Source organism: Bradyrhizobium sp. USDA3010 (assembly GCF_056429065.1).
Window position 1 is genome coordinate 1 of record NZ_JBWJZD010000061.1, and the last position, 26,190, is coordinate 26,190.

The 26,190-nt window shown below is 59.3% G+C and carries 15 protein-coding genes and 2 pseudogenes; 2 read left to right on the plus strand and 15 right to left on the minus strand.

Annotated features, from left to right (window positions below; genetic code table 11):
• Positions 1-93: 93 nt before the first annotated feature.
• From AC066Y_RS40390 to AC066Y_RS40425, 8 genes and pseudogenes are all read right to left on the minus strand, one after another.
• Entirely contained in the window at positions 94-597 is a 504-nt protein-coding gene (locus AC066Y_RS40390) for a hypothetical protein (RefSeq protein WP_478278704.1), read from the minus strand.
• A 323-nt stretch (positions 598-920) separates the two neighbouring features.
• Positions 921-2,714, minus strand: a complete 1,794-nt coding sequence (locus tag AC066Y_RS40395) for a tetratricopeptide repeat protein (protein WP_478278705.1) — start codon at positions 2,712-2,714, stop codon at positions 921-923.
• Entirely contained in the window at positions 2,711-4,108 is a 1,398-nt protein-coding gene (locus AC066Y_RS40400; protein ID WP_478278706.1) for an HlyD family type I secretion periplasmic adaptor subunit, read from the minus strand. The genes AC066Y_RS40395 and AC066Y_RS40400 overlap by 4 nt, the downstream gene beginning before the upstream one ends.
• Positions 4,105-6,942 carry a peptidase domain-containing ABC transporter gene (locus AC066Y_RS40405; protein WP_478278707.1) on the minus strand — a complete coding sequence of 946 codons (2,838 nt, stop codon included), beginning with the start codon at positions 6,940-6,942 and terminating at the stop codon, positions 4,105-4,107. Before AC066Y_RS40405 ends, AC066Y_RS40400 begins: the two co-directional genes overlap by 4 nt.
• 131 nt (positions 6,943-7,073) lie before the next feature.
• Positions 7,074-7,961 carry a hypothetical protein gene (locus AC066Y_RS40410; protein WP_478278708.1) on the minus strand — a complete coding sequence of 296 codons (888 nt, stop codon included), beginning with the start codon at positions 7,959-7,961 and terminating at the stop codon, positions 7,074-7,076.
• Between the two features lie 85 nt (positions 7,962-8,046).
• The gene (locus AC066Y_RS40415; RefSeq protein ID WP_342713583.1) at positions 8,047-8,235 is read right to left on the minus strand and encodes a hypothetical protein; all 189 of its coding nucleotides are present in this window, start codon (positions 8,233-8,235) and stop codon (positions 8,047-8,049) included.
• 2,469 nt (positions 8,236-10,704) lie between these two features.
• Positions 10,705-11,154, minus strand: a pseudogene (locus tag AC066Y_RS40420) (DUF4347 domain-containing protein); the annotation flags it as partial.
• A 103-nt stretch (positions 11,155-11,257) separates the two neighbouring features.
• Positions 11,258-11,659, minus strand: a complete 402-nt coding sequence (locus AC066Y_RS40425) for a hypothetical protein (protein WP_478278709.1) — start codon at positions 11,657-11,659, stop codon at positions 11,258-11,260.
• 505 nt (positions 11,660-12,164) lie between these two features.
• Here AC066Y_RS40425 and AC066Y_RS40430 point away from each other — a divergent pair.
• Both AC066Y_RS40430 and AC066Y_RS40435 read left to right on the plus strand, forming a co-directional pair.
• Entirely contained in the window at positions 12,165-17,843 is a 5,679-nt protein-coding gene (locus tag AC066Y_RS40430) for a glycosyltransferase (RefSeq protein ID WP_478278710.1), read from the plus strand.
• A 142-nt stretch (positions 17,844-17,985) separates the two neighbouring features.
• The gene (locus tag AC066Y_RS40435; protein WP_478278711.1) at positions 17,986-18,477 is read left to right on the plus strand and encodes a hypothetical protein; all 492 of its coding nucleotides are present in this window, start codon (positions 17,986-17,988) and stop codon (positions 18,475-18,477) included.
• Between the two features lie 354 nt (positions 18,478-18,831).
• On the opposite strand, the gene AC066Y_RS40440 is transcribed toward AC066Y_RS40435, so the two are convergent.
• From AC066Y_RS40440 to AC066Y_RS40470, 7 genes and pseudogenes are all read right to left on the minus strand, one after another.
• Entirely contained in the window at positions 18,832-19,335 is a 504-nt protein-coding gene (locus tag AC066Y_RS40440) for a hypothetical protein (protein ID WP_478278712.1), read from the minus strand.
• A 186-nt stretch (positions 19,336-19,521) separates the two neighbouring features.
• A pseudogene (gene tnpC / locus AC066Y_RS40445) lies at positions 19,522-20,794 on the minus strand (IS66 family transposase); the annotation flags it as partial.
• The gene (gene tnpA / locus AC066Y_RS40450) at positions 20,676-21,062 is read right to left on the minus strand and encodes an IS66-like element accessory protein TnpA (RefSeq protein ID WP_478278713.1); all 387 of its coding nucleotides are present in this window, start codon (positions 21,060-21,062) and stop codon (positions 20,676-20,678) included. The gene tnpA and the pseudogene tnpC, both read right to left, overlap by 119 nt.
• An 899-nt stretch (positions 21,063-21,961) precedes the next feature.
• Positions 21,962-22,108: a hypothetical protein gene (locus tag AC066Y_RS40455; RefSeq protein ID WP_478278714.1), complete on the minus strand. Its 147-nt coding sequence runs from the start codon at positions 22,106-22,108 to the stop codon at positions 21,962-21,964.
• A 91-nt stretch (positions 22,109-22,199) separates the two neighbouring features.
• Positions 22,200-22,733, minus strand: a complete 534-nt coding sequence (locus tag AC066Y_RS40460) for a hypothetical protein (protein ID WP_478278715.1) — start codon at positions 22,731-22,733, stop codon at positions 22,200-22,202.
• A 136-nt stretch (positions 22,734-22,869) separates the two neighbouring features.
• Positions 22,870-23,418: a tetratricopeptide repeat protein gene (locus AC066Y_RS40465; protein WP_478278716.1), complete on the minus strand. Its 549-nt coding sequence runs from the start codon at positions 23,416-23,418 to the stop codon at positions 22,870-22,872.
• Positions 23,419-24,037: 619 nt separating this feature from the next.
• A complete protein-coding gene (locus AC066Y_RS40470; protein WP_478278717.1) occupies positions 24,038-25,609 on the minus strand; it encodes a type II and III secretion system protein family protein in 1,572 nt (523 codons plus the stop codon).
• Positions 25,610-26,190 lie beyond the last annotated feature (581 nt).

Genomic DNA, 26,190 nt, shown 5'->3' on the forward strand with positions numbered 1-26,190 from the left:
TATCTTCGCCTTCATCGAAGGCTTCTACAACCGAACAAGGCTCCATTCCGCCGTGGGATATATCGCCCCGATCGAAATGGAGCTAAAAGCCGCCTAAACCAGTCCACTTTCTCGGGGGAAGATCACTGTGGCCCGCGGATAGCGCGCTACAAAATAAAGTGTCGCTAAGCCAATATTGGCTCCAAGATCAATGATAGTAGACGCCGATGCGGGTAGATCTTTCAAGCTGTATTCGGAATCTATGAATATCTGGCGGAATGCAAGCAGGTCGCTCGTACAAAGACGCAGTTCAATCTCAGCGCCTGCTTCAGGCACAATTACGCTGATCCGGTTCGCCAGGTAAGGAGCGCCAAACGCGTCGACAACTTTGATGTCTTGAATTCGCATCGTCTGATCGAGCAGTCTCTGGTCCACCCACACCTCACCAACCTTCGTGAAGCTGTCAGATCCGAACCGTTCCCACAGCACACGTAGGATTTTTCCATCGGTCCAGTAACTGCCGCGGCTATTTCTGCCTTCGTGAACGACTACGCCATCTGACTCGGAAAGTTGAAGAAAGCCAATCCAGTGCAGGTGTCTTACCGCTACTCGCTCCATCGAGCACTCCATACACTTTTTTTTTGCTGAACTACCGAATGAGATGCAAGGTCTGATCTCCTGTCTAATTTGTATGCTATTCTAAGCCAACGCGCGCTGCGCGATAGTGCGCTGAATAAAATAGCGTTAGTGAACACCGCAAAATGCTTTACTTCGGCGTCCCCCTTCGAGGATAAGCCCCCGTTTGGCGTAAATCGGTGTTCGTCGCACGATGCCCTTTTCGACCTCGAGGACAAACCGCTGCCAACCATTGCTTTTCCGCGGGATCCAGCCTGGATATGATCGAGCTTTATATTGGCAGCACGTCCGGCGCGAGCGTAACATCATCTTGACGCAGTTCTTGTCAGTTCCGCCAGTTCTGCGTCTGCATCGACAATGCCTTGGGCGGCAGCCATCTCCAACCAGTGACTCGCTTGCTTGAGGTCGCTGTGCCCCGCGGCCCCGCTTCTCAGATAGCGTCCAAGCATGAGTTGAGCTTGACCATGACCGCGTTCTGCGGCTGCACGAAACCAATGCTCGGCTTTGGATCGATCAACGGCAATGGCGTGGCCGCCGCTATACATCGCACCGAGCGCGAACATCGCCCCCGCGTGTCCATTGGCGGCGGCCTGTTCGCATAATTTGAGCGCGGCAGGAGCGTCCTGCGGCCCCCCGCGACCGTTCACGAGCATCTCCGCCAGAGCAACCTGCGCATCGGTGATCCCTCCCTCCGCCGCGCGCGCGAACCAGCCCCGCGCCGCTTTCGGATCGGCTGGCACGCCGCGGCCATCGGCAACAAGACGACCGATCATATACTGCGCCTCCGGAACCCCGTCGGCCGCACGTCGCAACCAGACAGCTGCTTGCTGTTCATTGCGCTCGACGCCTATGCCTTGCAGAAGGCAAACGCCAAGATTGAACGCGGCGACGAGATTGCCGCGTTGCGCTGTCTGCATGAACCAATCCGCGACCGGCGGACATTCCTCTCCACTGGCCGCTCGTTCCAGCAAGTCATTTCCAACGTCGACCTGAGCATCCAAATTTCCGGCCTCGGCCGCGATGCGCAACCAGCGGGCCGCTTCATGGTTGTCCTGAGGTACTCCGGCTCCGGTCATATAGAATGAACTCAACGCGCGGGCGGCCGCCGCGTTGCCACCCTCCGCCGCGCGACGATACCAGTTTGCCGCTTCCATATAATTCGGCGGCAATGCTCCGCCCTTGGCATAAAGGTTGCCGACCAGTTCCGCAGCACGAGCGTCCCCCGCCAGGGCGGCACGACGAAGCCAAGTCTCGCCCAACACCAGATCCTTGGCAACGACGGTACCTTCAATCAGCATCATCCCCCATTTTATCTGCGCACCGCGGTGTCCCAGCTCAGCAGCTTTGCGGTAAAGTTCGGCGGTTGCTGTTGGATCGTGTTTGCCGCTGATCCCTCCTTCGGTGAGCACACCCAGCATAAAGACAGCCGTCGGAATTTCAGCGGCCGCGGCTGCTCGCATGTTTTCGACGACCTCGTCCCTGTGAGCGGCCCGGTTCGGGTCTCCAGCGAGCGACAACGCATATCCCAAATGTCCTTGGGCGCAGCCTGTGGCGGCGGACCGGCGATACCATTCTCTCGCCTGTATCTGGTCTCTGAGCGGTGGCGGACCATAGGTCAGAATGTAAGCAAGCAGAGCCTGCCCGTCAGGAGACCCGGCGTCAGCCGCCATGCGAGCCCATTTCAGCGCAGCATCGAAATCTGGCTTTGCCGTGCTGTCCTGCGAAAACAGTCGCGCTGCGGCGTCGCCGCGGTCTTCTCGCGCTTGCGGGCCGAGCCCCTGGAGCATGAGTGATGCCAGCAGAGACTGCGCTTCGACATTGCCATTCAACGCCGCGCGTTCCAACCAGCGCGCACTCTCCGTCCGGCTGAACGGTACGCCAGCGCCTTGAAGGTAAAGCCTTCCGATATGATACGCAGCTTCCGCGCTGCCGGCTTCGGCCAATCGGGCAAGCTGCGGCAGCGCTTCAGCAAACCGCTCTTTCTCGATAAGAGCGATCGCTCGGCGCAGCCCCGTCTCGGGCGACGCCTTTCCGATCAAGCGATCAAAGAGCATTTCCCGAAGGCTCCATCCGTCAGCAATGCAGAGCCAGATGCTCACGGCTCGCGCAACGCCTCCTGCGTCACCGGAAGCATCAGGCCGAGCATGTACGTTAGCACGGTTCGCTGACCAACCTTGATATCGGCGGTTACGGGCATGCCTGGCGTGAGTTGGAAACCGGCCGGCACGCCGTGCAGGGCCACGCGATCAATGCTGATCCGAGTGCGGTAAAATGGCTCCAGGTTCGTCGTCGGAATAGCACTGGTAGGATTGCGCGCCTCAACCTGAGCATTGAAGCTATCCGGACTCACGATGCGTACGACTCCCTCGGCCATCCCGTACTGGGAGAATGGAAACGTGTCGAACTTGACGGACACGGGATCCTTGACGTGCACAAAGCCATTGTCTTTGCCCGCAATGTTGGCTTCGACCTCAAGTGGCGCGTCCGCCGGCACGAGCGTAATAAATTGCTGCCCTGACTGCATGACGGAACCCACCGAGACCTTTGCCACGGATTGCACGATCGCATCAAGCCCGGCGCGGATCTCGACCAATTTGCGTCGCAGGTTAGCCTTGGTCAGCAGTTCCCGCGTGTCGGCTGCCTTGACACTGATCTCCTGCAACTTTTGCGAAGCTTCCGCCTTCCAGCCGCGGACGTATGCGTCGCGGTCCGAAGCAAGCGCCGACTGATCGCGCTTCGCGCCCTCTCCGGTAGCGACCGCGTTGGAAAGCGCCCGCTGCATTTCAACGCGTGTATCCTTGGCGATCAGCGAGTTCAGCCGGCTACCGGTTTGGGTCGCCTCCAACTGCCTGCGCATATCCTCGATGCTCTGAGCCACCCCGAGGCGCTCGCGGTAGCCCACAGCATCGGACTCCGATCTCGCTATCACGGAGTTCAGTTCCTGCAGCCGGTGCTCGTAGTTTTCGATCTTGGAGTCGAACTGCGCCTTACGATGACTGAAAATCGAAGCCTGCAAGACCCAGTTCGGATCACTGCCGGAGTATGTGAACGGCTGGCCATCTGCCTCGGCACGCAGACGCGCGAGTTCGGGCTCAAGGCTGTTCAGCTGCCCCTCGAGGGCCACTCGATCTGCTTCGGCGAAGGTCGGATCGAGCCGGGCCAGCACATCGCCCGCCCGCACATGCTGGCCCTCACTCACGTCGATCGAACGGACGATTGCCGTTTCCAGTGGCTGTACGAGGATGGTGGAAGATTGCGAGACCACCAGTCCGCGCGCAGTGATGACCTGATCGACAGGTAATACTCCCGCAACAAGGACCAGAGCAGCGACCATGCTGGAGACGATCCAGATCGTGCCACGGGCCGCGCGGGGTACAGGAGCGTTGATGATCGCCGTTGACGGTTGCTGGAACTCAAGAATCACCGGCAACGTCGGGTCGCTCTTCTTCGACTTGAACGGTAGTGGCAGCAAATTGGCCTGGACTTCGCTCATGGCTCGTTCGCTCCGCCCGAGACCAGCTTCGGAGTAACGGACTGGCGCGTCGGTTCGCTATGGCGGTTTTGCTGACTCCAAAGCTGTCGATAGATCGCGCAACGCTCGACCAAAACATTGTGCGCGCCGCAATCGACAATCTTACCCTGATCGAGAACCAGAATCTGATCGCAGCCAACCAACGACGACAGCCGGTGCGAAACGATGATCATCGTCCGTCCGCTCGCGATCCGTTCGAGGTTGCCTGTCACGACAGCTTCGCTTTCGGGATCTAGCGCACTGGTCGCTTCGTCCAGTACCAGTATGCGCGGATCCGTGATGAGTGCTCGTGCGATTGCCAGCCGTTGCCGTTGTCCGCCAGATAGGTTTGGAGATCCTTCTTCGATGTAGGTCTCGAAGCCATTGGGCATCCGTTCGATGAATTCCTCAGCGCCAGCGAGCCTTGCCGCATAGACAGCATCCGACAACGTCAGGCCCGGTCGACCGGAGATGATGTTATCTCTAATGGAGCCACGAAACAGGAAGTTCTCCTGTAAGACAACGCCGAGGCTTTGCCGAAGGTGACGCAGATCAACATCACGTAGGTCGGCGCCATCGATCTTCACAAATCCCTTATAATCACGATTGATTCCCTGCAGTAGGCGCGTAACCGTCGACTTGCCCGATCCGCTGCGACCGACGATCCCTAACGTCGAACCGGCCGGAACCGAGAAGCTGACCCTGTCGAGCGCTGGGACGGTTGTGTTGAGGTACGTGAAGCTGACGTCCTGGAAGGCTATCTCGCCTGCGAACTTCGGTCTCAAGCCCGCCGCTCGCGCGCTGCTCTCGGCTGGCCGATTGAGCACGGAGCTTGCCTCTCCGATCGCTGCCCCGACCTCCTCATAGTCCTCGATCAACCGCGCCATCCCAACGAGTGGCTGGGCAACCCGCGCGCTCAGCATCAGGAACGCGAACAATCCGCCCACCATGTAGCCTGACGAGTCGTTCATCGCGAGATACGCACCGAGCATGGTCGTGCCGAGCACCATAAAGCGCTCGATCGGAGTAACCAGAGTTTGCGGCCAGTTGGACAGACGGCCGAATTCCAGCCGCCATTTTCCGGCCTCTGCAATCCGCTCGTCCCAAAGGGCGCGACGTTGTGGCTCGAGAGCCAAAGCCTTGACCGTCTTGATACCCACGATCGTCTCGCCGAGCGTTGCCGACTTCCACGTCTCGGCCGTGGTGACCCGTCCGTACATCTCTCGCATCGGCTTCAGGAATGCGATGATGATCAGCAAGATTGCGCCGGCACAGCCGAGCACAATGCTAGCCAGGATCGGGCTGAGATAGAACAGGAACGGGAGCAGCACGCAAAGCGTCATCAGGTCGAGAAAGGTCGTCAGAAGGCGGCCGGTCAGAAATTCGCGAACGCGATAGACCTGCGCGATACGGTACATCGTTTCACCCGCGGGATGACGCTCGAAGTAATCGAGCGGCAGGCGAAGCAGCCGATTGAAGACGTGCAGATTGAGTTTTGCGTCAAGCCTGGCGCCGACGACTGCAATGATATGACGTCGCGCGTGCCCCAAGAGGGCTTCATAGACGATTACGACCGCCATGACGGCGGCAAGCATGACCAACGTGGACGTACTGTGGAATTGCAGGACCTTGTTCACCATCGTCATCACCAGGAGCGGTGGGAAGATGGTCAGGAAGCTGATGGTGAGCGAGGCGATTCCGATGTCCCGCAACAAGCGCCTTTCGTGCAGAACGAGATCGAAGAGCCAGCGCAGGTCAAACGGCGCGTCGGCAGCGGCGCGGCTTCGGCTCGCGCGCACCAGGATGGCCTCACCGTTCCACACCTGGGAAAGGCGCAACTCGTCGACGGGTACGGCTCCGTCTGCGGAGGCGCCTGGATCCCTCAGCATAACGATATTCTGATCGGCGTTCGCACCAACCATGAGCGCGGCGCTACCGTCGGCAAACAGTAGGATGACGGGCCCGCCTTCGCTCATCCCGAGCAATTGGCGCCAGCTGGTTCGCACCGCGCGGGACCATAGGCCCGCATTCTGCGCCCAGGCCGAGAGCGCTGCAGCCGATGGAGAGATTTCGGATTCACCAGTTCTCAACTCGGCGACGTCGAGCTCGACGCCGTGATGACGCGCGACCTGGACAACCGCTTGCAATCGCGCCTGGTATTGCGGACTACGTTGCGCCTCCAGGCGGTCGATCGAATGCCCCTGCTGCGAAGCAAGATCGCTTGACTTCCGCTCGGCTGAGACGGCCTGCCGTTTGGATTGAGCCTTTGCGGCAAACTCAGCGCGGGCCCGTTGCACGGAGACACGCGCGCGCACACCGAGATCAGTCAATAACTCGGAGCCCCGACGGGCGAGATCCATGGATGCGCGCAACTGACCGGACCATCGCCTTGTGAATTGCGCTTTCGCCGTCGGCGAGGAAGCACGTCGCGATTTGGTCGGCCCTTTGGCGACACGCGGATGCCCGACGTCGGGTGATGGGACCGGCTGCGGTCTGTCGCTTTCATGCGCAGGAATAATGTGCAGGTCACCGTGCACACCATGCGACGGAGTTCTGACCAGTGCCGTTGCGCAGAGGTGGACCTGCCCCTCGACGCGCCACATCGCCTCGTCGAAATCAAACTTCTCATTGTCGATTTCGGCCTGCGATAGATCTTTTCTGGCGGCTAGCCGGCTGTCCAACAAGGTGCGTGCCCGGCTGTAAAGCGCATTGCGCGACGCCTCATCGCTCGCATGAAGGTCGTCAATGGCCTTCCGCAGCAAGCGGACATACTTGTCGGGCCCAGGCTCCCCAAAGGCTCCCCTATGCGGGTCCACGGTCACCCTCCAAAATCAATAACAGAATAAAATTCTTTACTATCTCGCGGCAATCTAGACGAATTCGACAGGCCGCGACACCGAAATCCCTGCACGCGGTTGATGCGATTGCGACCCTGCCCACCGACATCTCACGCGATCGCGAACAGTTGTCGTAGCCGGGCCGGCAATTCGCCGGTGGAACCAATCGCAACACAGCTTTCCGTCCACAAATCCAGATAGCGCTCGATCGGAACAGACGTCCGCTCTGGCCAGCGATTCAAGGCTCCCAAATCATCGAGACAGGTTGGTTTCCCTGCTTTGACATCCTCGTAGATCTGCAGGATGCCGACCACCGCGGGTCCCCACAGAACTTCCTTTCCAGATCTAACTTCCAGCTTCGCCCGATTTGTACGGAACCACTCAGACGGTGAAAGATCGTCCGCTTTGAACTTGTCCAGCAGCGCTGAGCCATATTGATGAATGGCCCGCGCGAAACCTGCGTCTCCCGCAAATGGCGGTGATCTCTCCCAACTGCCGGCGAGCAGCCGCAGACCGCGAACCGAGAATGTCTCCACCAGTACCTCCTCGAGCCATTGTGTCGGAGGTTGCGGCTTGGCGGAGAGCTGCCAGCTGTTGCTCAAGACATGCCCAAGCTCGTGACCGAATTGATAGGCGAGCCTACACCAATCGGCATAGCCGACGTTCACGATGATGGATGCCATGTCAGGTTGATCGCTATGCAGCCAGATCGCGGGCGCACCTTCACCCTGATTTTCGATACGTAGCTTCTTGGGTTGCCGATCCGACAGCAATCGCAGTCCTGACAGATCGATTTCGCGGATCCGGGTGAGCACACGCATCACCGCGTCGTTCGGTGCTGCATGCCAATCGCCCGACAATTCGACCGGAGCACTCAGGAGGCTTTCTGTCGGAGCGATCTCGCGCCCGAAAGACCTTCTGCTCTCAACCAAGACAGCCGCCGCACTGCCCACGAGAGCGAGGAAGCGTCGGCGGTCGATCATGGTAGTGCCAACCATCGGCTATTCCGGGCCTTGATCGGAGAGGAAGCCAGGGATAAGCGATCCATGGCTTCCTCGTTCGTCACTTCGTCAGCCGCCGACCCTAAGAGTCGTGTTTCGGCAGGTTGAGGTTGGGCCTATTTGATTGATCGAATTGACCCATCGTTCCGGCACCGCCCGGACGGCTCTGATCGAAAGCTGAGCCGCCATCTGTGTTGCCCATGCGGGACAACAGCGTCTGGGCCAAGCTCTTGATCGTCGTGAGATCGGCTTGCAACTGCTGGCCGTTCATCGAACCTCCAGCCATTGCAAGCGCCAGGTCCGCAACTGCAGCCTCCAAGCGCAGCAGCACCGGACTCAACGTTCCAACGGTCGTGTCGGAGTTGATCGTCGTGGTCAGCGATGACTGATCTTGATGACCAGTCGTTCCCGTTGCACCTCCCGAGCCTGTCGACCCCGTCGCACCACCAGCACTCGTCGCACCGCTAGCACCAGTCGCTCCGGCGCCTCCCGTCGAGCCCGTCGCTCCGGCCGTGCCACCCGTTGGACCCGTCGGACCGGTATGACCATGGTGACGGTGACTACCGGTCGGACCCGTCGGACCACGCGGACCAGTCGAGCCGGTCGCTCCGGTCGACCCCTTCGGGCCGGTTGCACCCGTCGAGCCTGTTGCTCCGGTCGAACCGGTGGCTCCGGTCGAACCGGTGGCTCCCGTCGATCCGGTGGCGCCCGTTGAACCCGTTGCACCCGTGGCTCCGGTCGAGCCCGTTGCTCCGGTCGCACCTGTGGCACCCGTCGCTCCGGTCGAGCCCGTTGCTCCGGTTGCACCAGGATCACCCGTCTTTCCTGTAGCTCCCGTCGAGCCGGTCGCACCCGTGGCTCCAGTCGCTCCTGTAGCTCCTGTAGCTCCCGTTGCTCCTGTAGAGCCGGTCGCACCTGTGGCTCCAGTCGAGCCCGTTGCTCCCGTTGAGCCGGTGGCACCAGTAGCCCCGGTTGCCCCCGTCGAGCCGGTCGCACCCGTTGCTCCGGTGGCGCCGGTCGAGCCCGTTGCACCCGTCGAACCGGTGGCACCCGTCGCTCCGGTCGAGCCCGTTGCTCCGGTTGCACCAGTCGAGCCGGTCGCACCCGTCGCTCCGGTCGAGCCAGTAGCTCCTGTTGCACCAGTCGAACCGGTGGCACCCGTGGCTCCGGTCGCGCCAGTGGCTCCGGTCGCACCTGTTGCTCCCGTCGAACCGGTGGCACCCGTCGCGCCGGTTGCGCCAGTAGCTCCCGTTGCACCCGTCGAGCCGGTCGCACCCGTCGCTCCGGTGGCACCTGTCGCACCCGTGGCTCCGGTCGCGCCAGTAGCTCCCGTTGCACCCGTCGAACCAGTGGCACCCGTGGCTCCGGTCGCGCCAGTAGCTCCCGTCGAACCGGTGGCACCCGTCGCTCCGGTAGCTCCCGTCGCACCGCTGGCACCTGTAGCTCCAGTTGCACCGGTCGAGCCCGTGGCTCCGGTTGCGCCAGTGGCTCCCGTTGCCCCCGTCGAGCCGGTGGTACCCGTGGCCCCAGTCGAGCCCGTTGCTCCTGTCGCACCCGTGGCGCCGGTCGCACCTGTGGCTCCGGTCGATCCGGTTGCGCCCGTGCGTCCGGTTGCCCCCGTCGAACCGGTGGCGCCTGTTGAGCCCGTCGCTCCCGTTGCTCCAGTACGACCAGTTGCACCAGTGTTGCCTTGCGGGCCCGTCGGACCGGTAGGCCCTGTTGGTCCGGTCGCACCCGTTGCGCCGGTACGTCCAGTTGCACCGGTCGAGCCCGTTGCACCGGTGTTGCCGGTGGCACCCGTGGCGCCGGTCCGACCAGTCGCTCCCGTTGCACCCGTCGAGCCGGTCGCACCAGTTGCTCCGGTCGAGCCCGTTGAACCGGTCGAACCGGTTGCACCCGTCGCTCCGGTAGCTCCCGTCGAGCCCGTGGCTCCGGTTGCGCCGGTGGCTCCCGTTGCACCCGTCGAGCCGGTGGCACCCGTGGCCCCGGTCGAGCCCGTTGCGCCGGTCGCACCTGTGGCTCCGGTTGCGCCGGTGTCGCCCGTCGCGCCAGTCGCACCCGTGGCTCCGGTTGCGCCGGTAGCACCCGTCGAACCGGTGGCACCCGTCGCGCCGGTGGCTCCAGTTGCCCCCGTACCGCCAGTTGCACCGCTGGCTCCAGTCGCACCTGTAGCGCCGGTACCGCCCGTTGCGCCGCTGGCACCGGTGGCACCGGTAGCACCCGTTGCACCCGTCGAGCCGGTGGCACCCGTCGCGCCGGTGGCTCCGGTTGCCCCCGTACCGCCGGTTGCGCCGCTGGCACCGGTGGCTCCCGTCGCACCGGTTGCGCCCGTCGCTCCGGTCGCGCCAGTCGCACCTAGCGAGGTCGAAACGCTTCCGGACGTGAATGTATCGCCATTCGCCGCACCACCGCCCGAGAACACCCCGTTCGTGATGGTTGCGACCGAGATGTAGTCGTTCCCGTTAGAGTTGTAGTATACTCCGTAGGTCCCCGTCGCACTCGGGAGCAGGGTCTCAACGTTGAAGCCCGAGACATTACCCGTGCCCGCGCCAAACCCCTTTGATGGTAGTTGAAAAGAGGAAACGATTGTAAAGGTGCTGAGATCAACCACATAGAATGTGTTGTTGGTTACGGGCGGACCTGAGTTTCCGATCGTGCCAGTGAGCGTCAAAACTGCGGCGAGCAAACCTTGATAGCTTTGCGAGCCGAGCGCGGTCATCGGAGCTTCCGAAGAACGGGCGTTGCTCCTGGAATTGAGCGTCCAACTGCCACCGAGCGTTTCAGCACCGATGAAGGTGCTGGCCCCATGAACAACAGCGCCGGTTACATCCTCGAGCGCTTCAAGAAAACGGTCGCCTTCGTCCGTGAGCGCGGTCCGACAGCTCCACAGGCGCAACTCGCCGCCTTGCTTGAGTGCTCGGCCGATCGTTGCAAGCTCACTCTTATCGCCTGCCAGCGTCGCCGACGACCATTCTCCTGAACTGAAGACCACCCGGCCCGGTGCGCCATGCGCGACAACATGGATCGCGTCCAGCCGTTCAGCGCCACTCAGCGCTTCCGCCATCTGCTTCGCCGCGGGCCTTTCGCAATCGAGTACGACCGCCCGAACCTCGGGTCGCAGATTTTCCAGCAGTGTATTCAGATCGGGGACGAATGGATCGACGAACAGAAGCTCTGACTTGTGGGCCATGAAATTGATCCTGTTTTAGCTCACAACAATTCACATCGCGCCGATCGCGGAGTGCCGCCTCGACCCAAAATCAAAATGCAGACTTCCCCGTAGCGCGGTTAAATCATCCGCTGCTCGGTCCGCCAGGTGGTGATAGATTCAGCGAACTGCGGACGGACAGGAACGGGCAAACCGTAAACTCTCCGTTCGCGTTAAAGGTGCCGATGTCGTAGGCGCTCACATAGCGCCCGACCTTTACTCGCATCTCAACCGCGTTAAAGCGATCGGACGCATCCGGCAGAATGACCTGGGAAACGATCGTCTTCGTAGCTTGGTCGACGACGAAGTAGGTCACGTTTTGGGTGGTCTCGCCTCGCGGCAACGATCCGGTCACCAGGATCTCGTTAGAGATGCCCGCAGAGAGAAGCCCTGCATACTTGGCAACGCCTAGCGCCGTTATCGGAGGTGCAATGGACGGAATGCTGTGGGAAATCGCCGACTTGTCGGCTCGACGTGACTTAACCATACGATACCACCCAACGTACGGACGAGGTCGACACCCGGAGCACGTACGTCCGGAGATCGCCCTCGAACCAACTTCAAAACAGTGATTCAACCTTGGGTGGTTGCTCGCTACACTCACTTAAGCCATCAGCAACGAACCGACGACCACATTCCAAGATTGAACGTCATTCCAAATACCCCCGCCTGAAGCGCAGACGGACCGCGACAATTAACTATTCTTTAAGCATAAGCAGATTGGGAAAAACAGCGCAAGAAAATTCAGAATCTAACACGACTTAAGTCAAATTATTTCATAACGAGTTCCATGAAGCAGCGAGTTGATGTCGCATTAAGGCCGACAACCTGCTGAATTTGCTGCCCGAACATTTTCAGCTAAGTTGTGAGCGCTTTCAGTGAGGTCCGCTGATGGAACCAAAGATCCGCGTCACCCTCGCGCGTCCCACAGATCAATTTTCATCTAATTTAAGCTTTTCGCAATTGCTTGCAGCAACCAAAAAAGTTCGGCGGTGGTAGAAAACAAACGCATTTGCCTGAACATGATCGTTAAGAACGAGATGGCAAATCTCGAGCGCTGCCTGGCGGCAGTCGCTGACCACATCACTTGCTGGGTCATCTGCGATACTGGCTCGTCCGACGGCACACAGGACTTCATCAGAACATTCTTTGCCCGGCGGAATCTTCCGGGCGAACTCCATACAATTCCCTTCCACGATTTCGGGCAGGCCCGAAACAACGCGCTTGATCGTGCCTGCGCCTCAAAGCTTGATTTCGACTACGTCCTGTTCAACGACGCAGATATGGAGTTCATTGTCGACGACGCCGACTTTCGCAAAACCCTTACCGGCCCCGGTTACCGCCTCTTGCAGCGCGCGTCGGGGGGATTGAGCTACTGGAATACGCGATTGGTGCGGCGTGACAGCGGCTCGAGATATGTTGGAGTCACGCACGAATACGTCGACGTCCCCGGAGAGGTCACGGAATTGCAGGGCGCCTGGTATCTCGATCACGCCAGTGGAGCGAACCGCGGCGACAAATCGGAGCGAGATATTCGACTGCTCGAAGCTGCCCTCGAAAGCGAGCCCGACAACACCCGGTACCGGTTCTACCTCGCGTGGTCCTATCGAGATGCCGGCCGACACGCCGAGGCCGCTGCGACCTTTGCCAAGCGCGCGGATATGGGAGGATGGGACGAAGAGGCGTGGATGGCACGGCTGCAGCACGCGCGCTGCCTGCGAGACCTAGGTGATGAAGACGGGTTTGTCGGCAAGGCGCTTGAGGCGTTCAAGCAACGGCCGGCACGCGCTGAGCCGCTCTACGATCTCGCACGGTACTATCGGGAACGCGGGATGCATGAGACGAGCCTCCCTTTTTCCGAGCGTGGACTTTCGATACCAACGCCTGAGAACGACATCCTTTTCATCGAAAGCGACGTTTATCAGACCGGTCTACGTGAGGAATTTTCAATTGCTGCAAACTACAGTCAGGACACGGCTCGCTGGGATCGGGGATTCTCGATCTGCAATGGCCTAGCGCTTAACCGCGCAATTCCGGACGGTCCCCGTGACCTCGCCCGGACGAACCTGTTTTTTTACCTCCAGCCAGCGCAAACGCTCTTTGCATCTTTTTCTACCCGCCCGGTGGATTACGACGCGCCCCCAGGCTACCGGCTGACCAATCCTTCCGTTTCGCGTCATGGAGACGACCTCTATCTCGTGCAGCGCGCGGTGAATTTCCGTTTGCTCGAAGACGGCACCTATGAAACGGACAGCGATACTCCCGTCAGAACGCGCAACTTTCTCCTACGGCTCAATACGGAGCTTGGAGTTCAATCGGCGGCCGAGATCTTGCCGCCAGCCGATTTCCCAAAAGCCCAATTCGAGGAAGTGCAAGGACTTGAGGATATCCGACTGTTCAGTTGGAATGGCTCGCTGTGGGGCACCGCTTGCGTGCGAGAGCTGAATGCTGCAGGCTGGTGCGAGCAGTTGATCGCCCGAGTTGAACAGCAAAGCAGCTCCGAAATCCGGCTCGCTGAGTGGCGCGTACTACGTCGTGAGGGTCCACGACGCCACGAGAAGAACTGGATGCCGCAAGCCAACGACGCTAGTCTACGTTTCGTCTACTCCTGCGACCCAACCAGAATCGTAAACGACAGGGGCGACGTCGTCTTAGAAAGCGTTGCTGACTTTGCCGTCGAGCATTTCCGAGGCGGAACGCAACTCGTTGAATTTGACGATGGCTGGCTCGCGCTCGTTCACGAAGTTCAGTGGCAGACCGGTCGAAGATTCTATCAGCATCGCTTTGTCTGGTTCGATCGCGACAATGGTCTGCGCCGGCTTAGTCGCCCGTTCTATTTCAAGAACAAAGGGGTCGAATTCGCGGCTGGTCTGGCTTGGCATCCCGACGGCCGTCGCTTGCTCGTATCTTACGGGGTCGCCGACAGCGAATCCTGGATCGCCTCGATCGATGCGGCCGAGGTCCGTGCCGCACTTGAGAGTGATCCGACGTCATCGGCCGCGGTTTCCGCTGCACCGCCTCCCCCCCCGTCCGAGAATGCACGCAGAAACAAAGAGCCCGTGGTTAAGGAGTCTGGATTGTTACCGCGAAAGGGAAAGTCGATCGGCCTATGCATGATCGTCAAGAACGAGGCGGCGGTCATTGGCCGTTGCCTCGATAGCGTCCGACCCATGGTCGACTATGTGCTGATCGAAGACACTGGATCAACCGACGGCACGCAGGACGTCATACGACAGTGGCTCGACAGAAATGGACTGGCAGGCGAAGTCATCGACGAACCCTGGCGGGATTTCGCGTACAACCGATCGCATGTGCTCGCTTGCCTGCGCCGCAACCCGGACGTCGACTATGCCCTCATCATCGACGCCGACGACGTGCTCACCATCGAGCCGGGATTTGACGTCGCCGCCTTCAAGTCCGGCATGACCGCAGACCTCTATGACGTGACGATCAACCACAACGGTATCCGTCACTATCGACCACACATATGCAGCAACAGAAAGGAATTCTATTTTCGGGGCGTCCTGCACGAGTTCTTGGAGGCGCCGGGCGATGCCCACGGTCGGGAGACCGCCTCCGGCTTTGCGATCCAGATCGGCGGCGGCGGTGCGCGCAGCCAAGATCCCAAGAAATACCGCAAAGATGCTGCGCTTTTAGAGAGCGCGCTGCAGAACGAGACGGACCCGTTCCTCCGCTCTCGTTATACGTTCTACCTTGCTCAGAGCTATCGTGACTGCAATGAGCCGGAGAAGGCACTCACCTACTACCTGGCCCGAGCTGAAATGGGCTTCTGGCAGGAGGAGGTCTTCATCTCCCTTTATGGTGCGGCGCGGATTAAGGAAGCTCTTGCCCATCCTGAAGAGGACGTCATTGCGGCTTTTCAGCGAGCCAGCGAATCCCAGCCCGCGAGAGCTGAAGCGTTACACGGAGCCAGCCGTTATTGCCGTCTAAAGGGCCGCAACAAGCAGGGAGCTGACTTCGCTCGCCGTGGCATAGACTTGCCGATGCCTATTGGAGCGCTGTTCGCCGAAGAATGGATTTATGAATTCGGGCTCCTCGACGAATTCTCGGTTAATGCCTATTGGTCTGGCGATTATCAAGGCTGCATCGACGCCTGCTGTCGCATCCTTCAAATTCCATCAATCGATGAAGGTCTGAGGAAACGCGTAGAAGACAATCTGCGTTTTGCGAAAGACCAGATTTCCGAAAAGGTTAAGCCTGCGGATGTGCCCAGGCAGCCCGGCGCAGCGCGTCTTCTTCCCAAGGTGCTGATTGCAATTCTCGCTAAAAACAAGGCTGGCCATCTGCCATTATTCCTGGAATGCATTGAGGCGCTCGACTATCCGCCGGATCGAATTGCGATTCACATCCGGACCAACAACAATCAAGATGACACCGGCCAAATTCTCCGAGACTGGCTCAAACGTGTCGGACCGCGATACTCGCACGTAGAGTTTGACGACAGCGACGTATCGGAACGCGTCCAGGACTTTGCCGACCACGAGTGGAATGCCACTCGCTTCTCCGTGCTGGGTCGAATTCGCCAGCACAGCATGAACCGGACTCTGGCCCTGGGGTGCGACTACTATCTCGTGGTCGACGTCGACAATTATCTGCGCCCCCTCACCCTACGAAGCCTCGTAGATTTGAATCGTCCGATCGTAGCGCCGCTACTCAAATGCGTAGACGGGGACAGACCGCTGTACTCAAACTACCATCAAAAGATCGACGCGAACGGATATTTTCTACCCAGCGACGAATACAACATTATCCTGAGCCGCTCCTCGCCAGGGCTCTACGAGGTACCTGTCGTCCATTGCACATATCTGGTTCGCGCAGACGCCATACCGCAACTGACCTACGATGATGGTTCGGGCCGGTATGAATATGTCATATTTTCCCATAGCGCGCGTCGCGCGGGCATTTCGCAAACGTTGGACACTCGCGAGATTTACGGATGGTTGACGTTCGCATCCGATGGGGAGGCAATTCGACCGCTGATCGCTGGAGAACTTGTAGCAAAACCCTCACAGGAGACACCGAGAAAGGAGACTGTTCCGGCTGGCAATGGAAAAAGGACGATACGATTGAAGGAATATCCAGCGAACGTATCCTTGTCTCACACCCCTTCAGATGAGTACGTCGAAAGCCGAAAGCATACACTCGTCCGGAAGCCATATCTCATGGAGACCGACGCCTTCGGCTTCATTCGCGGATCCAAGTCTTCGGATACGGCGGCTCGAACAGTGATCGTTCTCGGCGACAGCGTGGTCGAGGGCATGTATCTCGACCCCGATGAACGGTTTTGCGCCAAACTCGAGACGATTCTGCGGAGTGAGAGTGCTCTAGATGTCATAGTAAGAAACGGTGGCTACAGTGGAGCGACAACCCTCCACATGTTGAATCTGTTTCTCAACAAGATCATACCGCTCAAGCCCGACCTCGTCATTCTGATGACGGGAATTGTCGACGTCGATGTGGCGAGCCTGGGGGCTAGCTTCTGGAGTCATGACTGCTGGCTCGAGCCGATCGTTGACCTCAACACAAACAACTCGTGGCGGGACCATAGTCTGCTTCCCGCTCCGAACTTCACGGATCGTCGTCGGCTGCTAGATCTCTTTTCGCTCGCCGCTCGATCCTTTGGCATCGAGCTTTGGTTCGCGACCATTCCCCATTTGCAAGGCGAAGGGGTCAACCCAGCAGTGACCAGAACTCGCGCATCCGTCAACGAGACGACTCGCGCGGCCGCTCGTGCGGCTGGGCACACCTTGTGCGATTTAGAAGCGAAGCTGGCCAACCGCTCCGATATTTATCAGGATGAATTTCACCTAAATTCGGTCGGCGCAGAGGTCGTGGCGCGCTCGATCATTGCAGATGGCCTCGGTTCGTTCTTGCTCGCGCAGGAAGCAAGCGTTCCTGGCCGACCCAAAAAGGCCACGCAATCAACGGATGAGATTTGTGTACTCAACTTGGACCAAAGCACCAGTCGCTGGGAAAAGTTCAGAACCCGCAATGCCCACCTAGGCAGATTTAAACGAGTCTCCGCGATCGATGGGAGCAAGCTAGATCGCTCGCAGCTCGAAAGACAGGGGCTAATCGCCTCCGGACTTGATTACAGTGCCGGAGCCTTGGGTTGCGCACTCTCTCACATCCAACTTTGGCAAAATGCCGCGTCTCAGGATCAACCTATGACGGTTTTCGAGGACGACGCCCTTTGCCATCCCGCGTTCGATGAGCATCGATCGGCCGTGTTGGCACAACTTCCCGCCGACTGGGACGTGATCCTATGGGGCTATGTTTACGATCCGCTTTTTCTTTGGATCGATCTCGGATTTTCAGCTGCAGAACTTCGATTTTACGATCGAACCGAACCTTTTACCTGGAGCGATACCTCGGACGGCCGACCCATTTATCGTCCCCACCGGCTCAGACACGCCTTCGGAACGCAGGCATACTCGATTAGCCCACGCGGAGCGAGCCGCCTCCTGAGTGCTGTGTTGCCTCTCAAGAAGCAGCTCATCCCGTTTCCTGGAACACCGATCGTAATCGAGGATCAGGGGATCGACGGGGCGATGAACACTGCTTACCAAGCTATGCGCAGTTTTGTTTGTGTGCCGCCCCTCGTCGTCCAGCGCGACGAAGGTGTCAGCGACCGCTTGAAGACCAGGTAGTCGCAAATCCCATCGATGCCGCTCGGCCATTGAGCATAGGCAAAAAACAGTTTCGTGTGACACCTGTAGAAGCAAGGGGAACGGTTTGAGACTGCAAAATGTACCCCTGTTGGAAGTTCAAGCCCGATGGGGTTACAGCGAGTTGACGGATTCTCCGGCCGCCCGACACTATTCGGATCTAGGGCATCTCGTCGCGAAGCGATCAAGCGGGACTTCATTCGAGCAGCTCTCTGAGGACGAGCAGTATGAACTCGCCTTGGGTACCGCGTGCGCTCGGCCGGTCCTGCTCGCATTTCTGACCGGCGTGATTTCGTTTGACGTCGTTAAGGTCGGGCGAGCGAGGTTGGGCTCGATGTTCGTGCCACCGAATGTATGGCATCCCGAAAGCGAGGGACGTTTTGTTTCGTTCGAGGAATACATGACAACGATCAGCGTCGATCTCGACGATCCTCGAAGCGTACTTCCCAAAGGAACGAGCTATGAATTTCCCACAGATCCGATCACGTTTGGTCGCTCGTTCAGCTTTCCGATATTGATCGACGGCTTTCACCGGGCTGCGCGCTTCTGGAAGTACGGCCCACCTGACGGAATGTTGCTCGCTTACTTTCCGTCAGGTCTGGTGATAGAGGACTGAATTTTGCTCGTTGGTGATATCTACGTGTCGGAGGCGCCAAGTTTATTTGTTCTTCTAGCTAGTGCCGATGCGCACTTCCTTTTACGCTCGCATAATTCAATCGATCTTCAGCTCGTTCATACATGCTGGTCGTCGCCATCGCCGCCGTAGAGTCACCGCCACACAGGATGTCGTTGCCGGCATTGCCATACAGGCTCGTCGATTTGAGGGCCGGTGGTTGCTGTGATGTTGCACCGCGATTGGAGACGCTTGGGTCGACCAAGTGGCAATGCTGGTTGGCAAAGTGTTGGATGGCCGCTTCGAGACCCCGACTAAGAATCACTCAAGGTGCGCGATCGATCGCAGTTAAAATAACTACTTATTCGTGCTTTCTTTATCGGAGAGAGATACGGCCCGCAACGCAGATTTCACTTTCGGGCCCGCGGTATCTACAACCAGGCTGTCAAATTCCATTTCGGGCGCCGCCTTTATGATCGGTTCTTTTGGCAGGCTTTCGGCTGGTTCATACCAAGGCATTTTTTCGATAGCTCCTCCCTCAAGGGCTTGCGCCATCAACTGCCCAATCTCGGCCCCAGTCAGAGGAACGAGCGTGCCGCCCTCGTTCCTAAAGAGTTGGGGACAGAAATATAGCGCGTGTATCCGCGGATCATAGCCATCGACAACCAAATAGTACTCGGTCCTACCAAAAAACTTCCGCCTCTTGACGAGCTTACGCTCCTGCGTTGTAAGCGCAACTCTGAGCTTTTCGCGTTGATGACCTACGATAGTCGCCGCTTCCAACAAGATAAGCCAATCCCGTGTCTTTGCGTTATCAGCATGGATCGGAACAAGGTTTCCCTGCTTGTTGAAGATGCTCATTCCGCTAGACCTCCGAAACCCCGACCGCGATCACATGACGACCACGTATGCTCATGAGGATTTAACCACTTCTACGCTGAGATTTGAAGCTAGTGTCTTAGGGCTAGCAGCGGTCCACGCAGCCAAAACACTAACATATGAGAATGAGCTATGAATTACTTTGCCGGTTCAATGTAAGCGTCGTTCTCAGGCCACAGCTTTGAGGTCTTGACGACAATAGGCCCACGGAAGCAGCTGATCGATGTCGCTGTTTGGATGGCCGTTGACGATCCTGGTGAGGGCGTCGGTCAGGTAAGCGAGCGGATCGACGTCGTTCAGCTTACAGCTTTCGACCAGGGTGGCGATGGTGGCCCAGTGCTCGGCGCCGCCGTCGGAGCCTGCGAACAGCGCATTTTTTTGGTTCAGCGTGATCGGACGGATCGAGCGCTCGACGACGTTGTTGTCGAGCTCGATGCGGCCGTCATTGATGAAGCGCGTCAGGCCCTCCCTGCGTGAGAGCGCATAGCGAATGGCGTCGGCCAACTTGCCCTTTTGGCTGATCAACGCGAGCTTTGCGGAGCCATCGCTCGAAGGCTTCCGCCAGCGGCCGGATTTTCTGCTGTCGAACGAGACGGCGCTCCTCAGCGCCGCGACCACGGATGTCCCTTTCGATGGCGTAGAACTCGGCGATATGCTTGAGCGCCTCGCTGGCAATGGGCGCGGGACCGGGTGTGGTAAGTTCGTAGAAGTTACGTCGCATGTGCGACCAGCAGAATGCAAGTTGGACATCGCCACGCTCGGCGAGCTTGCCATAGCCGGCACAGCCATCGACCTGCAGGATCCCTTCGAAGCCTGCGAGATGGGCGATCGGCCGATCGGCTGTGCGATCGGGGGCATAGACATAGGCAACGCCCGGCGGATCGGCACCGCCCCACGGCCGGTCGTCCGCTGCATAGGCCCAGAGCTGACCGGTCTTGGTGCGCCCGCGGCCGGGATCGAGCACCGGCATCGTCGTCTCGTCGGCGAACAGCTTTGGCCGTTGCCTGAGCTTGCCGAGCAGACGATCATGCAGCGGACGCAGGTGGAAGGCAGCTTGTCCTACCCAGTCCGCCAGCGTCGAACGATCGAGCTCAATGCCCTGGCGGGCGTAAATCTGCGCCTGCCGGTAGAGCGGCAGGTGATCGGCATATTTAGAGACCAGGACGTGGGCGACGGTGGCCTCGGTCGGCAATCCGCCCTCGATCAGCCTAATCGGGGCCGGCGCCTGCATGACCCCGTCCTCGCAAGCCCGGCAGGCGTATTTGGGACGCCGGGTCACGAGGATCCGGAACTGCGCCGGGACCAGGTCCAGCCGCTCGCTTCTATCCTCGCCGATCCGGTGTAACTCGCCCTGGCAACAGGGACAGGTCTTGCCCTCGATGTCGACGACGACCTCGATCCGCGGCAGGTGCATCGGCAAGGCGCCACGGTGCCGGCACCGCGGCATCCACCACCGCCGGCACAAACTGTACTTCTTCTATTTCGGAATGACCGCCTGCTCCTTCTCGCAACTGACGTCGCCAGCCAAACAACTGCTGCGGTGACAATCCATGCCGTCGGGCTACCGAACAGACAGAGTCGCCGCTCGCCACGATCTCCGCAACAATCCGCGCCTTGTCCTCATCGCTCCACTTCCGCCGGCGGCCGGCTCCGGTGAAGACCTCAAGCCGCCGCACCGGCTCCGTGATAGCACTATGCACTGTGTCCATTCTAAGCCTAAACGGTCCAAACCGAACCGCAGACTCGCAGATCACTCCGTCATCCGGAAGGTGGCCGCTGAACAACGCTCTGATGTCCGCTGTCAAGGATTAGAACGCAGAGCACCGCCCGATCGTCGATCGGCTATTCATAGAGATGGTCGTGCATAGGTGGAGGCGGAACCGCGGCGACGTCGATCGCGAATAGCCATTCGATGGCAGACCACGGCGCCAAATCAGCGAAAGATCGCCTGGCGTAGCGCGTGGTAATGATCAAGCCGTTCGCCGGGGAGCATCAGGGGAGGCGGTGCCAACACCTCAAACTCGACCGGCAGCGGCGCCATCTTTCGGAGAAACCTGAACCCAAGGAAGAGCAAAGAGCGCTGCATTGGTCAGTTCGAAGCTCACCTTGCCGATTTCATGAATGCCTATAACTAGGCCGGACAGCATACTGGGCCTATCGGCCACAGACCCTCGAGCAATCGATACAGGCCAGGCGCTTCACGGCGGGCTCACCTTAGCTCCGAGCTATCGCGCTGGGAGCGATAGAACGCGAGTCGATACGCACTTTCCTGCCTGCCAGCGTTGGGATACGCTGGCCCTTTATTTTATGGGAATTTCAATGAACCGCTCAGTCTGGGCAGTTGCCGTCCTCAGTTTTATTGCCGGCATGCTCACCGTTGTCGTACTGATCGAAATTATGAGGTCGAAGCCCACCCGAGCGGGAGTGGCACGGATTAACAGCGACCAACTGGTCATCGCAGAGGTCTCTCCCTGGATTGCGTCGCCCTCTCGACGTTGGCAGCTTTAATGACGGTGGGGCAGCCTAGCGAGATGCCGGGCCACGACCGAAATCGAGGCACGTCTGGCGTCGTACGATTTCGATCAGCAATCAACACGGACGTCTGCGTCTACGTCCGGGCGCTTGAGGTCTTCCTTTCTCGTTCGAGGGCTTGCTCAATGCCGCGCAGGCCGAACGACTCGTGCTCATCAGGGAGATCAAAAGCATCGCTTCCGAGCTTGACGCCCTCCGCGTCGACCGCATTTTCCGCCGACATTTTGCGGCCCGCCTTTTTCCCAACGGCGAGCGCAGCAATGGCGTAACTCAGGGATTCTATTCGCGCGGCAGTTTGTCGGCGTAGCTGAAGATCACGCGGTTGTTGGACGAGACGAGATGGTACGCAACCAACCTACCAAAGCGCTTATTTCCCGTCGCACGTGAAGGAAATAGAGAAGGTGCGTGATCGCAAAGGACAGACCGCAAGTCCCCAAAATCGTCGCCATCAGGTACAGGCCGGCGCCCGATGGGACCGCAACGGGTCCGAGCGATGCCTGCGCAGTGGTCGGTACGCCGGCCTGCCAGGCGAGGACCAAAAAGCCCGCATAGAGAACGCTCAAATGGGTTGCGACCGTGAACGGCAGCCTGGACTTGCCAGCGAGCCCAAGGCAGGCCAGCAGGAAAATCGGAAGCGCAATCCCGAAGAACTGAAACCCGTCAATCGTGACGATGTAGCTCAAGAGCGCGTCGCTTCGCTGAAAGATGCCGAAGATCTTCAGGTTGATGAACCAGAGAAGTTCGGAGCTGGGGGCATATTGAAGAGCGCGCGCAGCCAGTTCGGCGCAAAGCGTAGCGACAAAGAGCGCGAACGGTCCGAGGAATTGCAACCTGAAAAGACGGTTCATGATACGAAAGCCAGTAGGTCAAAAAAACCTTCGTCTGGCATACGTCAGAAACGTTTAGGTTGCCTTAATTGTTACCCGGCGCAGGGCACGCGTTTTCGGCCATATCAATAAAAAATCAAACGAATAATGGAAAGTCTCATGGCTGATTATTCGGCGGCCTTTCGATGAACCGCCGGCTGCCATTGAGAAGCTCGAGGTTGTTGGCGATGACCGGGTTGCCTGGGTCGAGCGAATACGCCTTCTCAAACTTTCGCCGCGCCGCAGTCAGATTGCCTCGCAGCATATACGAATATCCCTGATCGTTCAGGACTTGAACGGTTTCACCGCCCAGCCGAATCGCTTGCGCATAGGCCTGATCGGCGAGATCAAAACGGCGCAACCGATCGTAGCTCGCTGCGAGCCCGATCCAGGCGGTGAGGTCTTTCGGGGCCTTTTCGACTGCCTCCTTGAAATAGCGCTGGGAAAGTCCGAAGTTGCCGCGATTGTAGTGCTCCAACCCCATCCGAACAGGTTCATCGGACGGATAATATTTGACGTCGGTCGGCTCCTGCACAGGGTCAGGACCGGCTGGAGGGCCGGGCGCAACGACAGCGGCATCACGCACAGTATATTCTTGCACCGTATCGCAAGCCGCCAAGGCTGTAGCCAGGAAGGCGCTAGCCAGCCAAAAAAGAATGCGCCGCATAGCCACGAATCCCCGCCCCAATTATTACAGCTTGAAATATCATTTCTACGCTAGCACAGGCGCGGTTAGAGACGTGTTACCGGCAAGCCACATGCACCAGTCGAAATGAGAGACGCTCTTTGAACTCCCTGCCCTGGAAGACCCCAGCGTCCAACGCGAACCGAGTAACGTCGCTTTAAGCCTTGCTGCTACCGGTTGCAGCATAATTTCATTGAGATCGGGCGCCTACTGTGGCTACGCCGGTCCCCAAGCTCACGCTGCCACCTGCGTCGACGGTCGCTGCCACTGCGCCCCCAGCTCCCATTGGAAGGTGCCCCGACCCTGGAGCATCCCCTCCGAACGCCGGCAGCGGATCACGCGGTTGGTTACCGGCCCGATAACGCGTGATAGCACCATTGGTCTTCGCCGCCTGAGAAACGATCCGGCGATCGCCGACGTAGCTCGGCCAGGGATGGATCGTGTGGGTCGCGGCATTGACCTCCTTCGCGTTGCCAGCACTTAAGGTGATGGTATCCGAACGCTGGAAGTAGCGATCCATTTCGTCATTGCCGGCCAAGCCGTTACAAGCCCCGAGCGTAAAAACCGCGAGCAACGCCGTGCATGTCATATCGGTCGTCCTTCAGTTGAGCGTCTTGACTACGGGCTGGTCGGTTGCAACCGCGGGCGGCGCAGATACTCGGACATCGGGGGCGATGATGTGCCCGTAGGGACCTTTGACGTCACCGCCGGAATTGACGTAGTCATTGTAGCGCTTTTTGACTTCCATCTGGCCGTTGAGGAAGAAGTCGACATCATTTGCGGGCAATCGCGAATCGAGGGGCGACGCGAGGGTTTGCCCCGGGACCGCCGGCGCGACCAGATGCGGTGTCACGATGACCACCAGATCCGTCTCTTTCTGCTGATAAGATGCGCTTCGGAACAACGCACCGATGACGGGCACCGAGCCGATCCAGGGCAATTGCTGGACATCCTGTGTGTTGCGGGTCTGGAGCAGGCCAGCGATCGCGAAGCTTTGGCCGTCGCGCAATTCAACCGTGGTCCGAGCATTGCGGCTGGTCAAGGCCGGAACCACCGTTCCAGAGATCGTTACGGCATTGGTGAAATCGAGCTCGCTGACCGACGGCTCGACCCGAAGATTGATGACGCCGCGCGACAGAACGGTGGGTACGAAGCCCAACTCGACGCCGAACTTCTTGAATTCGATGGTGGTGGTGGGAAAGCCGTTCGTAGTGTTGGAGGCTACCGGCACCGGAAATTCGCCACCCGCCAGGAAGCGCGCTGAATCGCCCGACAACGCCATCAGGTTGGGCTCGGCCAGGCTGCGCACCAGCCCTTTCGTCTCCAGTGCCTGCAGCAACAGATCGACCGACGTACCATTACTCGTTCTCAGCACATTCGTTAAGAGGCTACCGAACGGCGTTGCGTTACCTATTAGCCCTGACGCGGTGGCTAGAACAGGAACACCTTGGGGGGTAGATGATGGGAAAGGACGGCCCGCAGTGCCGCTATTTCCAACCTGCGTGAGGTTGCCATTGCCGGCATAGAGGTTCACGCCCAATTCGCGGCCAGCGGACCTCGCGACCTCGAGGAAGCGTACCTCCAGCATGACTTGCTGCGGCGCCGCCACGTTCATGGCGTTGACGACGACGCCGCCCTTCGGGACGGTGCCAGTGGCAATCGCCATGGCTCGCTCGGCGGCGACCGCATCCGCGGCCGTTCCGCTCAACACTACTTGGCCCTCCGCGGCGGAAACGCGAATGCCCCGCGTGCCGGTGCTGGACAGGATGCTCTGCTGCAGATTGCTGGTATCGATCGTGACCTCGACATCGAGGATGCCGATCTGCTTCATCGAATTATCGAACAGGATGACATTGGTGGTACCAGTCTGCTTGCCCTGAACGTAGATCACGTGATCGCTCAGCGACCTCACCTCGGCGACGTCGGGCGAACCCGCCACAATGGACGAAAAAGCTGTATCGACCCTGAAGGTGCGCGACTTGTTGACGATCACCTTGACGCGCTGAACATCGTTCATTTCGCTGACAAAGACGCCGCTCGAGGAGGAGCCTTTCCGGTCAGCCGCCCCCGCGCCGTCCGCCGCGCCAAATGCGGCAAGCGCAGCGCCAAGAACGATCACGCTCAGGGCGGGAAGCCGCCCGTCTTCATTCCTCGCAATGCGTCGGCCGCTCATTCCAATCCCCTTCGCCGCAATCCAGAGCCCGTCCCCGCAAATGGACGCCTTCGGCGCTAAAAACTCACCTCCGCGCACGTCGTAGAGCTTACAATCGGTTCCGTGATAAATCGTTACCGTCGTATATCCATTTCCTGACGGGCACGCACAAATCGATTCCGGCTGGCGCAGGACACTTGTCTGCCGTCCGACTCCGGCAAGATCATCATCCGGCGCACGGCTCGATTGCAAGCAGCGACCTGCACCAAGCCGTCACAACCCGAGAGAAAATTGCCCAATGTTGCCAACGAGCACCACTCGAAGGTGACCTGCAGCTTGGCGACGTCGCAACCGACGGCACCCGACCAGCCAGTCCGTAAAGCCTCCCCTGCCCCTCGGCATGGCGGCCTACCCCCGGCATGGGAGGGCAAAGCGGGCCAACCTATCCAGACGCCAGGACGATCGCCTGGGAGGCCGCTAGCCCGTCTTATTCATCAGCGGCTTGTTGAGAGGCTGGCGAGCGTGGCGTAAGCCGCTGAGGTGGCGTAGGATTCGGTTGCTGACACCCACCCTCCGCGCATCCGGGCCGCCACACTCGCCAT